General features: G+C 32.8%; 18 protein-coding genes. All 18 read right to left on the reverse strand.

Annotation, left to right across the window (positions count from 1 at the left end; translation table 11 throughout):
* Positions 1-17 precede the first annotated feature (17 nt).
* The 18 genes from P8V03_RS00395 to spoVE all read right to left on the reverse strand — a co-directional run bounded on the left by P8V03_RS00395 (position 18) and on the right by spoVE (position 14531).
* Positions 18-1157, reverse strand: coding sequence for a THUMP domain-containing class I SAM-dependent RNA methyltransferase (locus P8V03_RS00395; RefSeq protein ID WP_318796317.1), 1140 nt, complete (start codon positions 1155-1157; stop codon positions 18-20).
* Positions 1158-1385: 228 nt separating this feature from the next.
* The gene (gene uraA, locus P8V03_RS00400; protein WP_318796318.1) at positions 1386-2720 is read right to left on the reverse strand and encodes a uracil permease; all 1335 of its coding nucleotides are present in this window, start codon (positions 2718-2720) and stop codon (positions 1386-1388) included.
* Positions 2721-2794: 74 nt separating this feature from the next.
* Entirely contained in the window at positions 2795-3331 is a 537-nt protein-coding gene (gene pyrR / locus P8V03_RS00405) for a bifunctional pyr operon transcriptional regulator/uracil phosphoribosyltransferase PyrR (protein WP_261670763.1), read from the reverse strand.
* A 231-nt stretch (positions 3332-3562) separates the two neighbouring features.
* The gene (locus P8V03_RS00410) at positions 3563-4480 is read right to left on the reverse strand and encodes an RluA family pseudouridine synthase (RefSeq protein WP_318796319.1); all 918 of its coding nucleotides are present in this window, start codon (positions 4478-4480) and stop codon (positions 3563-3565) included.
* Positions 4470-4925 carry a signal peptidase II gene (lspA, locus tag P8V03_RS00415; RefSeq protein WP_261670765.1) on the reverse strand — a complete coding sequence of 152 codons (456 nt, stop codon included), beginning with the start codon at positions 4923-4925 and terminating at the stop codon, positions 4470-4472. The genes P8V03_RS00410 and lspA overlap by 11 nt, the downstream gene beginning before the upstream one ends.
* A gap of 88 nt (positions 4926-5013) precedes the next feature.
* Positions 5014-5628, reverse strand: a complete 615-nt coding sequence (locus P8V03_RS00420) for a TraR/DksA C4-type zinc finger protein (protein WP_318796320.1) — start codon at positions 5626-5628, stop codon at positions 5014-5016.
* A 176-nt stretch (positions 5629-5804) separates the two neighbouring features.
* Positions 5805-6605: a 3-deoxy-7-phosphoheptulonate synthase gene (gene aroF, locus P8V03_RS00425; RefSeq protein ID WP_318796321.1), complete on the reverse strand. Its 801-nt coding sequence runs from the start codon at positions 6603-6605 to the stop codon at positions 5805-5807.
* Between the two features lie 45 nt (positions 6606-6650).
* Positions 6651-7343, reverse strand: coding sequence for a 5'-methylthioadenosine/adenosylhomocysteine nucleosidase (locus P8V03_RS00430; RefSeq protein WP_261670768.1), 693 nt, complete (start codon positions 7341-7343; stop codon positions 6651-6653).
* A 226-nt stretch (positions 7344-7569) separates the two neighbouring features.
* Entirely contained in the window at positions 7570-8229 is a 660-nt protein-coding gene (locus P8V03_RS00435; protein WP_318796322.1) for a DivIVA domain-containing protein, read from the reverse strand.
* A gap of 15 nt (positions 8230-8244) precedes the next feature.
* Complete coding sequence (locus P8V03_RS00440; RefSeq protein WP_318796323.1) at positions 8245-9015, reverse strand: YlmH family RNA-binding protein; 771 nt, start codon at positions 9013-9015, stop codon at positions 8245-8247.
* Positions 9016-9024: 9 nt separating this feature from the next.
* Positions 9025-9291, reverse strand: coding sequence for a YggT family protein (locus P8V03_RS00445; protein WP_261670771.1), 267 nt, complete (start codon positions 9289-9291; stop codon positions 9025-9027).
* A 15-nt stretch (positions 9292-9306) separates the two neighbouring features.
* On the reverse strand, positions 9307-9768 hold the full coding sequence (locus tag P8V03_RS00450; RefSeq protein WP_261670772.1) for a cell division protein SepF: 462 nt from the start codon (positions 9766-9768) through the stop codon (positions 9307-9309).
* A gap of 12 nt (positions 9769-9780) precedes the next feature.
* Positions 9781-10446: a YggS family pyridoxal phosphate-dependent enzyme gene (locus P8V03_RS00455; RefSeq protein WP_261670773.1), complete on the reverse strand. Its 666-nt coding sequence runs from the start codon at positions 10444-10446 to the stop codon at positions 9781-9783.
* A 140-nt stretch (positions 10447-10586) separates the two neighbouring features.
* On the reverse strand, positions 10587-11303 hold the full coding sequence (locus P8V03_RS00460; RefSeq protein WP_261670774.1) for a DUF881 domain-containing protein: 717 nt from the start codon (positions 11301-11303) through the stop codon (positions 10587-10589).
* Between the two features lie 10 nt (positions 11304-11313).
* Positions 11314-11655, reverse strand: a complete 342-nt coding sequence (locus tag P8V03_RS00465) for a small basic family protein (protein ID WP_261670775.1) — start codon at positions 11653-11655, stop codon at positions 11314-11316.
* A gap of 26 nt (positions 11656-11681) precedes the next feature.
* On the reverse strand, positions 11682-12392 hold the full coding sequence (locus tag P8V03_RS00470; protein WP_261670776.1) for a DUF881 domain-containing protein: 711 nt from the start codon (positions 12390-12392) through the stop codon (positions 11682-11684).
* Positions 12393-12404: 12 nt separating this feature from the next.
* Entirely contained in the window at positions 12405-13172 is a 768-nt protein-coding gene (locus P8V03_RS00475; protein WP_318796324.1) for a cell division protein FtsQ/DivIB, read from the reverse strand.
* 249 nt (positions 13173-13421) lie between these two features.
* Positions 13422-14531, reverse strand: coding sequence for a stage V sporulation protein E (gene spoVE, locus P8V03_RS00480; protein WP_261670778.1), 1110 nt, complete (start codon positions 14529-14531; stop codon positions 13422-13424).
* Positions 14532-14545 lie beyond the last annotated feature (14 nt).

A 14545-nucleotide genomic window follows, 5' to 3' on the forward strand; every position in this document is an offset into this window, starting at 1 on the left:
ATTTTATATAAACTATATTATTCATAAAACTTTTTCTCCGGCTTTGGTCCCAAATATTGATAATAGTAGCACTTTAACCTTCCATTATAAAGTTTTCTATTTTTATCGGCATCCTTTCCAAAATGCTTCTGAAATTCTGGATGGGCGGTAATTACAAAGTAAGACCAATCCTTTAATCTACTAAAAACTTCTCCCATATCCTTATACAAAGCTTCTACCTGCTTAACCTCTCCAAGTCTCTCACCATAAGGAGGATTAGTTATTATAAAACCATATCTTTTTTTAGAGCTAAAGTCTTGCATAGGCATCTTTTGAAAGCTTATATATTCATCTACACCTGCTTTTTTAGCATTTTCCATAGCGGTTCTTATAACTCTTCCATCCATATCTGATGCCATTATTTTAAATTCCTTATTGTTTACAGCATTCTTAGCAAATCTTCTACTTTCCTCCCATATACTCTTTGGAATAATGTCCCATTGTTCTGATATGAAGCTTCTATTTAATCCCGGTGCAATATTTTTGCCTATGAGAGCAGCCTCAATAGGTATAGTTCCTGAACCGCACATAGGGTCTGCAAGTAACCTGGATGGCTCCCACTTGCTTAAAAGTACCAATGCAGCGGCTAAGGTTTCCTTTATAGGTGCCCCGCCGGCATTCTCTCTATATCCTCTTTTGTGAAGCCCTGTGCCGGAAGTATCTAGAGTTAAAGTTACTATGTCCTTTAACAGTGCTACTTCTACCCTATACCTAGGTCCTTCTTCGCTAAACCAATCTCTTTTATACTTTCTTTTCATTCCTTCTATAATGGCCTTTTTAACTATAGATTGGCAATCTGGCACGCTGAATAAAGTAGACTTTACTGATTTACCTTCTACATGCATAAAAGCATCTACTGGCATTATACTTCCCCAATCCACAGCTAAAGTTCCCTGAAATAATTCTTCAAAGGTTACAGCTTTAAATTCCGCCATTTTTATTAGTATTCTATCTGCAGTTCTAAGCCACATATTACAGGTTACTATGTCCCTTTCATCTCCTTGAAAGGTTACCTTCCCATTTTCTATTTTCAAATCATCATAACCAAGTTCTTTCAACTCACTTGCTACTATAGATTCTAATCCAAAAGTTGCTGTTGCAATTAGTGTGTATTCCATTTATTTATCTCCCTTTTTCATTTAATTAAGAGTTGCTTTATATACCTTTACTCTCATGTTTTTTCCATTTTAATATATACTAAACTTATTATACCCATAACTTTGTTTTTTTCAAATATAAAATTCTTATTTTTTCGCTAGAGCTAAAACCTTGTCTAACTAAAATTAGTGATAAATATAAAAGTCCCTAAAACTCCCAAATGAAGTTTTAGAGACTTTTTAGTAAAATTATGCTACTTTTTCTTCTGAATCGCTAATAGATGTATCTTCTTCACCAGCAAACTGATCTTCTGTAGTACTCTTCTCTGGAAGAATTAAATTTAGTACAATTCCAACTATAGTAGCTAGTGCAACTCCAGCAATTTCTACTTCTGAACCATTAACAGTGAACTTTATTGCAGCACCGCCAATTCCCACTACTATTATTACTGAGGCTAATATCAGACTTTTTTTCTTTCCAAAATCAATTTTATCCTCTACAAATATTCTAAATCCAGATGAAGCTATTATGCCGAAAAGCAGTATACTAACCCCACCCATGACAGGCATTGGCATATTTTCAATTATAGCTGCTATAGGACCTATGAAGGAAAGTAAAATTGCTATAATTCCTGCTCCACCTATTACCCATACACTATATACCCTGGTTATTGCCATAACCCCTATGTTTTCTCCATAAGTTGTATTGGGAGGTCCTCCAACCAGTCCTGCAAACATAGTAGCCACACCGTCTCCTAATATAGATCTGTGAAGTCCTGGTTCTTTGGTAAAGTCTCTTCCTACTATATTATTTGTAACATAAACATGTCCAATATGTTCTGCTAACGTTACAAAGGATATTGGTGCCATAAGCATTACAGCGTTTAGATTAAACTCAGGCGCTGTAAAGGCTGGAAGTCTTAGTAACTCTGCATTTATAATAGAATGTATAGCGCTTTCAGGTATAACTCCAAGAACTAGCGCAGTCATATATCCAGTTAGCATTGATATTAATATCGGTATTACTCCTAAAAAACCCTTAAAATACATAGTTCCTAGTATACCTACACCTAGGGTAACCATAGATACTGTTATCCAAGCCCACCTTGGTACACTATCCATTGCCGTTGTTGTATATGAGGAATTTAGGCCTGACCAATTTACTGCAACAGCTGCTAGTCCTAATCCAATAACTATAACAATGGAACCGACTACTACCGGTGGTAATGCCTTCCTTAGCCAACTAATACCACAAAACTTAATAATAATAGCCACTAGTATATATACCATACCGGCAGCGATGACTCCTGAAAACATAGCTCCTGAACCATAATTTTTAGAAGCTACTAGCATCGGTCCTATAAATGCAAAGGATGATCCTATAAATGCTGGAAGCTTGGCCTTAGTACATAATATATAGAGCAGAGTTCCTACACCACTGCAGAAAAGTGCAATAGACGGACTCATACCAGTAATGATAGGCACAAGGATAGTTGACCCCACCATGGCAAAGAGATGCTGTAAGCTCAAGGGAATAGTAACTCCTATAGGTAATCTTTCTTCGACGTTTACAAAATTTTTCACTTTTTCTTCCTCCTTTTATAGCCTCTCAGGACTATTTTAAAAGTTTGCTATTTAATACTTGTAGCAGCTTAAAACTATAATTCATAGATTTTTACTGAATCACAATCATCAAATTCCTTAATTTCTACTGATACAATCTCCCCTTTTGATGTAGGAATGTTTTTTCCTACATAGTCTGATCGTATAGGAAGCTCTCTATGTCCTCTATCAACTAAAACTGCTAATTGTATCATTTTAGGTCGTCCTGAATGTATAACTGCATCAATTGCTGCTCTAACTGTTCTTCCAGTATAAATCACATCATCCACTAATATAACCTTCTTGTCTTTTACATTAATTAGGTTTCCATCCTTAACTATAGGATGCTCTCCTAATTTGCTCAAGTCATCTCTGTAAAGAGTTATATCTACACTTTCTACTGGAACCTTAGTACCCTCAATTTGCTCTATTATTTTAGCAATTCTCTGAGCTAGAGGATACCCTCTTCTCTTTATTCCTACTAGTATTACATCCTCAATACCCTTGTTTTTCTCAATTATTTCGTGAGAAATTCTAGTGAGGGTTCTTTGAATGCCTTTTTCATCTAGTATAGTGGCTTTAAGATTCTGCATATACACTTCCTCCTTTTTCCTGTAAATTATTTTTAAAGCCTATATTTTGCTATAAAATTTACCTTTATTGCAAAATTAAACCCATGCTCAGTGAGCATGGGCGTAATAAGCCTATTTAGCCTTAATCAACCGCCTTATGACCTCACTGGATCATTTAAAGGATTTTTCCATTAAAAACTAATTCATCTTTTAACACAACAATATTTCTATAATTGTATCACAGACTTTTAGCTATTTCAATTCTTTTCTCAATATATCTAATACTCTTTTAAAATGTTCTGGTATATCACAGTGGAACTCTATGTATTTTCCCGTAGTTGGGTGTATAAATCCTAGCTTTTTAGCATGGAGCATTTGTCCTTCAAGATTAAATCTCTGCTTTTTATGTCCATATACCGGATCACCTATTAAAGGATGACTAATATAGGCCATATGAACTCTTATTTGGTGAGTTCTTCCAGTCTCTAACCTACATTCTATAAGTGTATTATTTTTTAGTGTTTCTAATACCCTATAGTGGGTAACAGCTCTCCTGCCGTCCTTTACTACGGCAATTTTTATCCTATCTACAGGATGTCTTCCTAAGGGAGCATCTACAGTGCCCTCCTCCTTCTTTATTATACCTTCTACTAAAGCTACATATGTTCTTGTCATAGAATGGTCCTTTAACTGCTCTGCAAGTTTATTATGAGAATTATCGTTTTTAGCTACCACCAATATTCCTGAAGTATCCTTGTCTATTCTATGAACTATTCCTGGCCTAGCCACACCATTTATTCCAGACAAGTCTTTACAGTGATATAGGAGAGCATTTACCAATGTGCCACTATACACTCCAGGAGCAGGATGAACAACCATCCCCTGAGGCTTATTCACCACAATTACATCACTATCTTCATAAACTATGTCTAAGGGTATATCTTCCGGTTCTACGTTAAGGCCAATCGGTTCTGGTATATTAACATCTACCATATCACCTGTCCTTAGTTTATAGTTGCTCTTCTTTAAACTACCATTTATTCTTACACTACCTTCTTCAATTAAGTTTTGAAGATAGGATCTAGATTTATCCTCAAAGAACTTAGATAAAAACACATCCAATCTTACATTCTTATAACTATCGTCTACTATAAACTGCTTATTTTCCATCATTCTCTTCCTTTATTAAATAAATTGCAAGTAGTGCTGTACCAGTTACTACTAAAATATCAGCTATATTAAAGGTAGGAAAATAATATACATCCTTGTAATGAAGCATAATAAAATCAACTACATATCTATAGACTAATCTATCCACTAGGTTTCCTATAGCACCACTTACTATAAGTGATAAACTTATTCTCATCAATCTAGATAGAGGTTTGTACCTAAATAAATAATAAATAATAGCTAGCATTATAATCAAAGTAACTAGGGATAAAAAGCTAACTTTATTTTGTAAAATTCCAAAAGCCGCCCCTCTATTCTCTAAATAAGAAAAGCTAAAAAAATCTCTTATTACTACTATCTCTGAAATCCTAGATAGATTATTAAGTGCCCATATTTTTGTAAATCTATCCAAGATTACGCCCAAGATTATTATTAATATTTCCAATTCCATCCCCCCAGTTTTAATTTGGAACGGGGAATTAGGAGTGCAAAGAATTAACTGATATTCCTAACTCCCAACTCCCCATTTCTTTTTAGTCTGGTAATTGACTCTTATACTGCTGGTTACTTATTCTTTCTATAGGGTCAACAAAAGCATCGTCGGTATCTGTATACCATTCTAACTGATTTTCTAATCTTTCAAATCTCCAAACAGCTTGATAACTATCTTCTGCATCAAAAATGACCTTCTCATCCTTGTCATAGTCATTAAACCCATACCCAAAAGGGTAATCAATAACATATTCTTCTATAGGTCTATTATGCTTCTCCAAAGGTCTTGAATCATTGGTTTCATTTTGACACCCTACACAAAACTGAGCATAGGGTATAAATTCCAATCTTTCCTCATTAATATCCTTACCGCACATTTTACATCTTCCATAATTACCTTTGTCAATGCTAGCCAAAGCATCATCTATCTTCTTTATTATAGATATTTCATTTTCTTTGAAGGCCAAACCTCTCTCCTTATCAAACATTTCAGTCGCAGTATCTGAAGGATGATTATCATAGGCTGATAACTCTCTAGACATGGCAGAATTAGAGTTTATAGTTTCATTTTCTTCCATTTGATCTAATAACTCATAGACCCTATCTTTCTCTTTTTCAAGCACTCCCCTAAAATATTCCATTCTTTCCTTATCCATAACTACAGAAGCTCCTTTCACAACCTTTTAACAAATCATTGGATGTCTAAAAGATTTTAAAGATAATTTAAACTATAGTTCTCCATTATAGTTTTACTTTTTACTTCATGGTTATACTTATTTTAACTAGAATTTTTATATTTATTCTGTAATTATGGAATCGCATTCTCAGTTACTTATAGTACAGTTTCTAACTTTCTTACAGTATCCATTATTCTTCCTAAGGTTTCCATAGACACCGTTTGCCTTGCATCTGATACTGAATTGTCAGGACTTATATGACTTTCTATCATAAGTCCATCAGCACCAGCTGCAATTGAAGCAACACTCATTGTAGAAACAAGCTCTCTAAGTCCAGTTCCATGACTTGGATCTACTATAACAGGTATCCTGTATTTTTGTTTTGCTACTGCAACACTATTTAAATCTAAAGTATTTCTTGTATAGCTTTCAAAGGTTCTTATTCCTCTTTCGCAAAGTACTACGTTCTCATTTCCCGCTGCCATAATATACTCTGCCGCATATAGCCACTCACTTATAGTTGCACTAAGACCTCTTTTTAGAAGTATCGGTGCCTTTGTTTTTCCTACTTCTTTTAACAAGGTATAATTATACATATTTCTTGAACCTATCTGAAGCATATCTGCATATTTAAGAACATCCTCTATATCCCTAGCATCCATAACCTCTGTAACTATTGGTAAATTCATTTCCTTTCCAACAGTACTTAAAATTCTTAATCCATCATCTTTAAGTCCTTGAAAATCATAGGGTGAGGTTCTAGGTTTAAAGGCTCCTCCTCTTAATATATGAACTCCTAATGCTTTAAGCTCCCTTCCTATCTTCATCATAGTATCCAAGCTTTCCACAGAACATGGTCCAGATATTATAGTCTTTTCTTGGGCTCCAATGATAACATCTCTAACCTTTACTTGTATATTATCCCCACTATTTTTGTCTACCAATAAATTTTTCATTTAATACCCACCTATATAAATTAACTTTTAGAATATTACTAGTTATTATATACTCATAAGCATGTTTTTAAGTATTTCAGTAGAATTTTTTATTGCTATCGGTGCGAACTTTTCATAATCCATATGTGCGCCATTGTTTGCATTATCTGAAATAGATCTTATAACAACAAAAGGTATCTTATTTAGGTAACATACTTGTGCAATACTTCCGCCTTCCATTTCACAGGCAAGTGCCTCAAACTCTTCACTTAACCACTTTATTTTCTCAGTATTTGAAATAAATTGATCCCCTGTTACTATTCTCCCTATAAAGCTTTTATGCTCTTTAATATTGTCACAAGCTGCTTTAGCCTTATCTACTAGCTCTTTATCACACTTAAAATCGTAGGTATCTAATCTTGGAATTTGACCAATTTTATCACCAAAGGCAGATGTATCCACATCATGTTGCACAAGATTGTTAGCTATAACCACGTCTCCAGGATAAACCTCTTTGCCTATTCCTCCAGCAATCCCTACATTAATTACCTTATCTACTTTAAAATCATCAATTAAGATTTGAGTACAAATAGAAGAATTTACTTTTCCTATTCCACTTCTTACTACTACCAATTCTTTATCATATAACTTTCCAAAATTAAAGTTCATATTGGCCTTTACTTCTGTTCTTTCAAGGCTCATTTCCTTTAATAATATTTCTAATTCTTCATCCATAGCTCCTATAATTCCAGTTATCATTTTATATTACCCCCTAGCAATACTTTTTCAGTGTATTTAAAATTTTTTCCTTAGAAACTTCTACTTTCGCTCTTCATTGAGTAAAACTTTCTAATAACACAAATCTCGGTTTATCACTATTTTTTTATCATGATTAATAGCATACATAAATGCTGAATAATTGTCAACTTTATCATAGACTGGTTTTAATTCAAATAAAAAATCTCACTCTATTGAGTGGGATTTTTTAGTCATTTACAAAAAAATTCTTAATTTCTTCCAATTCGTTGCTATTGGTGAAAATTTCTTCCTTTATATCGTATTCATCCTTCTTTTCCTCCTGTAAACTTACAGTGTCAGGAGCATCTGAGGTAATTACTTCAATCTCTTTCCCTTTAAGTCTTGTGTCTTTGTTAATAATTTCATTGACTTCAAAGCCTATATTATAATGCTTAACAAAGTCTTTCTCCATATCATCAAACATTTCTAGTTGAGACTCCATAAAGCTTCTAAACTTAGTTCTAAATTTACAGAACTCCTGCTTCATTCTTTCAAATTCATCATTAATTTGAATAACATCTCCATGAGCCTTATCAATTATTTTTTGAGCTGTTTCATTGGCATTTTTAATAATTAACTCACTTTCCTTTTTAGCATTTTCTCTTGCCTGATCAGAAGCATTCTGTGCTAGCAGAAGTGTGTTTTGTATAGTATTTTCCATCTTATTATAGTGGTTTATTTTTTCTTCAATATTTAAAAGCTTTTCCTTTACAGAGGAATTCTCTTTATAAAGAGCCTCGTAACTTTCAGCTATTCTATCTAAAAATTCATCAACTTCCTCAGGGCTGTAACCTCTAATAACCTTTTTAAATTCCTTATTTGTTATTTCCATAGCCGTAATTCTCACTAAGAACACCTCAAATCAAATAAATTTTTTTACAAGAATTTTTATTCTTCCACTTCCTGTCCATCCAGCTTCTTCTATAACTTTGAACTTTCCGTATCCTCTTATGGTTATAATGCAGTCATTCTTTAACAATTTGTCTTTTCTTGAAACTTCAGAATAATCTACAAGTACTTTGCCCTGTTTAATTAATTCTTCTGCCTTCCCCCTTGCTATGTTGCACAAAGATGCAACAACACCGTCAATTCTAAGAGAAGCAACATTTACTACCATAGTTTGAAAATCATATGCAGGAACCTCTGTGATACTTGTATCTGCAACCTCTACAGTACAAGCACACCTACCTACGCTGGTTAAATTGATCTTTATATAATCACTTATTTCTTCGTTAGCAGCCACATAGCATTGGTCATCCTTCAAAATCAAATCCCCAAATTTTTCTCTCCTAATCCCAAGTGCCATTAAAGCCCCTAAATAATCCTTATGTTCCACCTTATTAAACTTAGAGTTACAAGTAATTTTAATTAGGCTAACGGGATAATGCCAAGGCTCCTCATTGGAAAATGCTATCATTTTTCTTTCAGCATCCTCAAAGATACCATAGGTATAAACCCCTATAGAAAAGCCCGTTTCAACTTTCTCTATGGTTTTCCATACATTTGGTGTGTAAAATTCTCCTGTGTATATAGTTCCGTTAATTTTTTCCGCCAGCATTATTTTTTCATATAGTTTAGAAGAAATACTTGCCTCTACTAAACCCATACTATTTAAAAAAGTCTTTTTATCCATAACTTCCTACTATAGAATACTGTAAATAATTCTCTGTAAAATATCTAGTATGAATAAAGCAATTATAGGCGAAAAATCAATCATAAAACCAGGCATAAGCTTTTCTTGAATTTTTCTTCCAGGTATCATAAAAGGACCTGTAAATATACTCAAGATATCTGTAAGTTTATTACTTCTCCCTGGCATAATCCAAGATAAAATAACTTCTAATAATATAGCTCCTTCAAGAAACCTAAATAACAAAGATACTGCAACTGCTAAAGTATTACCTATCATTACTACCCTCCGTTGTTACTTATTCCAGCTAAAAATCCCTTTACCTGACAACTCATTCTTTAAGTCGTTGCTTACCTCTACTGAAGCTGGTGACAATATGTACACGTTTTTCTCCACCTCTTCTAAATCACCGCCTAGAGCATAGCTTGCGCCGCCCATAAAGTCTAGAAGTTTTTGAGCAGTTCTTGGATCTAAACCAGTAGTATTAATAACTACAATTTTTCTATTTTTTAATTCATCACAAATATCTACTGCGTCATCATATGTAGTAGGTTTAACTATTTTTATTTTCGCTGAAATATTATTATGTATACTTACAATCTTATTTTGTCTCTTTGTGTTTGATATAACAGGCTCCATTTCTACAGAATCATTAACTGCTTTCTTATCTTCTCTCTCTTCACTTTCTTCTAATTCTTCTAAATCATCTTCTAATCCAAGAAACCCCATCATTCTATTCATAACTTTACCAGCCATTGAATTTACCTCCTATTTATTATTATAATTTCTTTTTCCAAATATACCTTCTCCTACTCTAACCATATTAGAGCCTTCCTGTATTGCAATTTCATAATCTCCAGTCATACCCATAGACAATATATCCATATGAATGTTGTTAAATTTTCTCAACTTTAACTGTTCAAATATGGCCTTTGTCTCTTTAAAGTAATTCCTGCAACTTTCTTCATCACCCTGCGGAATTATAGTCATAAGTCCTTTTATCTTCACATTATTACACCGCTCACAAGCTTCTAGAAATTCCTCAATATCTTCTTGATAAATACCGGTTTTACTTTCTTCTTTACCTATATTTATCTGAATCAAAGCCTGTGCCATCATTTCCCCAGCTTTATAATGCTTCTCCAATTCTTCAAGAAGCCTTATGCTATCTAGTGAGTGTATAAGATGTACCTTACCAACTATATATTTAACCTTATTCCTTTGAAGATGACCAATTAAATGCCATTTTATATCTTTAGGAAGCTTATCATATTTATCAAGAAACTCCTGAACCTTGTTTTCTCCAAAGTCTCGAATCCCCTGGTTATAAGCTGCCGTCAAATCCTCTACTGGCTTTGTTTTTGAAACTGCTATTAAAGTAACCTCTTCTGGAATACTGTTTTTTATTTTTCTTATATTCTCTTCAATTGACAAGATTATCGTCTCCTTCAATTTACCATTCACTAATATTACTATTCTTCATAAAAATAAAAATTCCTTCAAAAATTAATTATTTTTTTAATTTATTTAAATATAACCACCGATTATAATGGAGTAAAATGTAAAAACAGTTACTAATTCACTTTTATGAATTCTTTTTTATATTCTCCTACATAAGCAGGTATTTTTATACTGTCAGCTTTTTCCACATCTACTCTAACCTTTCTAATCATTAAGGTTTTTAAGTAGTTTTCATTTGACATCATATAATTATACAATACCTCCTTATTTCCAATGGCTTGAATATTAAAAACGGCAGCTATTTTTACACCATTTACCCTTATGAAAGGGCCACTGCAATATATTTCCGTTGTATCAACTATCCTCTGACCATTTATAGAAATTGCTTCTGCACCGGCATTTATCAAATCATTTATTACTTGTATGATATCAGTATTATGAACAAGCCTTAATTGATAGTCAAAAGAGTTCTCTATATCTTCAATACTAGCATCATTAAGATTAATTATAATTCCTTGCCCACTTACCGGGACTTTTCCAAGTATAATATTATTTGCATTTAACTCTTCTTCAATTTCTTCAGTAACATGTTCATCGTTTAATTCGTTATTTCTAAAGTTCTCTACCTTTAGGTTGTATTTATCATATTGCTCCATAAGGGTAGCTATATCACTATACAGCTTATTTTTGTAATTGTACGCATCTTGATACTGCTTTGCACTTAGAAAAACTGTTCCATTTTCTTTTTTAAAACTGATATTCATAGATATTAGTATTCCTATTATTATAGAAGCTATGAATACGAAAATATTAGCCTCATTATTTTTCATTTAATTCACCTCATTGACGAGATCTTGCTTTTTCTATTAATATTCTTCTTATAGTTGCAAAGTTATCAAATATTCTGCCACCAAATACTATTACTGCTGCTAAATAAATAGGAACTCCTAATTTATCTCCTAAATAGGCAAGACCTGCTGCAAGAACAGCATTTCCGAAAAAACCTGATATAAATATGTCTGGCTGAAACTTATTGCTAAGGCTTCCTTTGATAGCTCCGAATACTGAGTCTAAACAAGCCAATATAGCTACAGACATATAGGGAGAAAACTTATCTGGGATATTTATATTCCAAACGATTCCTATTATAATACCTATTATGAGTCCAAAAAAACCTATCATTTGACCTAACACTCCTTAATTATAAATTATTCTTTTATCGGTTTAGCATACTCAAATTTATAAGCCTTGTTATATTTTTTTATAACAATATCATCAACTTTATCAAACTTTACATCACATAACCCTTTAAAATCAGTAAAAACTTCCGGAAAGCTCATGGCACTATACAATAGATTTTTATCACCTATAGCCTGTATTACTATTCTCCTTGAAGGAGATATCTTTTCGTCATTTATTAATATATAACTCCCTGCATTCCTTATCCCTGTTTTAGAAACTACTCTTATATCATTTATAGCTATAGCCTCAGCCCCTGCAAACCTTAGTTCGTTGACCAAATATACCAAATGTTTATCTGTAATTTGTTCTCCTGTTGTACCAAATATTTTACTATCAGGAGTGAGATATATAGTAATGCCTTGTCCTTTTACATCAGTAATTCCCGTTAACAATCTAGTATCATCTAGCTCCTTAAGCAAATTCTTTGTAGCATCACTTTTCCCTGCTGCCGCCTTCTCATAACTTTTAATTTGGTCTTGAAGTTCTTGAACCTTTTTTTCTAATTCGCTCTTTTGTTTCTTATACTGCTCTATTTCTACAGTAACATCTGTACTGCTCTTATTAGTAAAGTTCAAGGTTTTATCCTGCTTCATAAGTACTTTGAACTGATAAGCCAACATAAATCCCAATATAGCACATACTATTGCAACACTAACCTGCGCTTTAATTTTCCCCATTTTTACATCCTCCTATTTTTCGATAAAAAACACAGGATTACCATCAAAACTTACATCGATGTATCCCTTAGCTCCTTGTAGTTCTTTCCTTGCTAATATATTTACAGCCTTATTTAGTTTCTTGTCAATATTGTCTGGACTTCCAATTTTGATTAGAATATTTCCACTGTATAACTTAATGTCAACAGAATTGCTTACATCTACCGATGTTATACTTGTAATTTTATTATTCTGTATCACATTTCCTATATTTCTTACTACATCAATCTTTCTCTTATCCTTATCCTCTGACACCTTACCAATATCCGTCTTTTCATAATCTATTCCATCTAGTTTAATAAGCTTCATTTCCTTGACATCTGCTCTCTGTTGAAGCAATACACCATCTTTATCTATTACAAAGTATTTATTATTCTTATTGTTGTAAAATACCGCTTCTCTTTCCTTAACAATAATCTGTATGGTAGAAGGCAGCTTCCTCTCTATTTTAATACTAGCTATATATGGATTACTTAGAATATTGCTTTCAATATATTTTAAATTAATATAAAATATATTGTTATCTAAAGTAACCTTTGAAAGTGAAATAATTTCCTTTTGAGGAATATTTTTATTACCACTTACCTTAATTGTCTTTATATTAAAATAAGGTAGCTTTAGGCAAAGAGTAACAAATAGTGATGTCATAAGCATGAACAGTAAAATTGCTCTTTTGATTCTTATTTTTTTTCTTCTTTGTAAAATTAGCTCGTTGTCTGTTTTTTTTATAACTTGACCCATATTTCACCAACCCGCCTTAGTAAAACTCTATAAGATATATATATAATAACACTTCACGTAATTAATTTCATTAAATTATAGATTAAATTTTCATAAATTCTTTCTACATCAAATTTAGTTATCTAAACCTATTGACTGAAATAAAAATTGAGAGTTAAGATCTAAAGTATGATTTTAGTTCCTCTAAAATACAAGAAGAAAATCTTCATAAACTTTCAAATCTCAACTCTCAACTAATAGTTTTTAATATTAGGTGTGCTCCCTTTGCCTTGATATATTCAGGAGCACGCCCATGGCCATCAGATTAAATACCAAGGATGATCCTCCATAGCTTATAAATGGCAGCGGTACCCCTGTTACCGGCATTGAACCTGTTACAACTGCAATATTAATTATTGCCTGTATTGCAACAACAGATGTAATACCTGTAGCTAATAGAGTTCCGTAAGTATCCTTTGCCCTTATAGCGGTAACAATTCCTCTCCATATAAATATAACAAATAATAAGATGATTAAAGTACACCCTATAAGACCTAATTCTTCTCCAATTATTGAAAAGATAAAATCATTATGAGGTTCTGGTATGTAGTAACACTTTTGTCGTGACTTTCCTAAACCCATACCCCATATTCCACCTGAGCCTAAGGCTAATAAGGATTGAATTAACTGATATCCGTCTCCCTTTGGGTCTGCCCAAGGATTTAAGAAACTGGTAAATCTAGCCATTCTATATGGTTCTAATATTATACCTGCTACTCCTGCCAAACCTACTAATCCAATTAGTCCAGCCATATGAGATATCTTCGCACCAGCTACAAAAAGAACAATTAGAGTAACCATCATTATTACAGTGGCAATACTTAAGTTTTTCTCTGCTAGTACCAGCCCTGCATAAAAACCAGATACTAATAAATATGGTATGACTCCATAAATTAAACTCTTAATTTTTTCGCCCTTCACATCTATACTTTTTGCCATATATAATACTACCATATACTTAGCCATGTCCGAAGGCTGAAATGAAGCAGGCCCTAGCCTTATCCATCTTCTTGCACCATTTACTGCTGGAAATGCAAATACTGCTAACAAAAGTATTATAGCAATTATCATAAGTATCTTTGTATACTTTTTTATCTTGTGGTAATCAACTTTTATTGCGAAAAACATAAAAATTGTTCCTATAAGTGCCCAAAGTCCCTGTTTCTTTAAGAAGTACATACTATCCTTTATATCCGGATTAAAGAATGCACTATAGGAACTGGCACTATAAACCATAACTACTCCGATGGCTACTAAAAGCATTATAGTTGAAAACAGCAAAAAATCTATAGGCCCAATTTTATTACCAGGTTTATTCATTACTATATCCTCCT

This window comes from Clostridium tanneri (assembly GCF_033659955.1).
GTDB lineage: Bacteria > Bacillota > Clostridia > Clostridiales > Clostridiaceae > Clostridium_AM > Clostridium_AM tanneri.

Bases quoted from the DNA above. Each gene is read 5' to 3' on its own strand.
- P8V03_RS00395 (WP_318796317.1), bottom strand. From the start codon at position 1,157: ATGGAATACACACTAATTGCAACAGCAACTTTTGGATTAGAATCTATA.
- pyrR (WP_261670763.1), bottom strand. From the start codon at position 3,331: ATGCAGAATCTTAAAGCCACTATACTAGATGAAAAAGGCATTCAAAGA.
- P8V03_RS00410 (WP_318796319.1), bottom strand. From the start codon at position 4,480: ATGGAAAATAAGCAGTTTATAGTAGACGATAGTTATAAGAATGTAAGA.
- P8V03_RS00420 (WP_318796320.1), bottom strand. From the start codon at position 5,628: ATGGATAAGGAAAGAATGGAATATTTTAGGGGAGTGCTTGAAAAAGAG.
- aroF (WP_318796321.1), bottom strand. From the start codon at position 6,605: ATGAAAAATTTATTGGTAGACAAAAATAGTGGGGATAATATACAAGTA.
- P8V03_RS00430 (WP_261670768.1), bottom strand. From the start codon at position 7,343: ATGATAACTGGAATTATAGGAGCTATGGATGAAGAATTAGAAATATTA.
- P8V03_RS00440 (WP_318796323.1), bottom strand. From the start codon at position 9,015: ATGGATAAAAAGACTTTTTTAAATAGTATGGGTTTAGTAGAGGCAAGT.
- P8V03_RS00445 (WP_261670771.1), bottom strand. From the start codon at position 9,291: ATGATAGGTAATACTTTAGCAGTTGCAGTATCTTTGTTATTTAGGTTT.
- P8V03_RS00450 (WP_261670772.1), bottom strand. From the start codon at position 9,768: ATGGCTGGTAAAGTTATGAATAGAATGATGGGGTTTCTTGGATTAGAA.
- P8V03_RS00460 (WP_261670774.1), bottom strand. From the start codon at position 11,303: ATGAAAAATAATGAGGCTAATATTTTCGTATTCATAGCTTCTATAATA.
- P8V03_RS00465 (WP_261670775.1), bottom strand. From the start codon at position 11,655: ATGATAGGTTTTTTTGGACTCATAATAGGTATTATAATAGGAATCGTT.
- P8V03_RS00470 (WP_261670776.1), bottom strand. From the start codon at position 12,392: ATGGGGAAAATTAAAGCGCAGGTTAGTGTTGCAATAGTATGTGCTATA.
- P8V03_RS00475 (WP_318796324.1), bottom strand. From the start codon at position 13,172: ATGGGTCAAGTTATAAAAAAAACAGACAACGAGCTAATTTTACAAAGA.
- spoVE (WP_261670778.1), bottom strand. From the start codon at position 14,531: ATGAATAAACCTGGTAATAAAATTGGGCCTATAGATTTTTTGCTGTTT.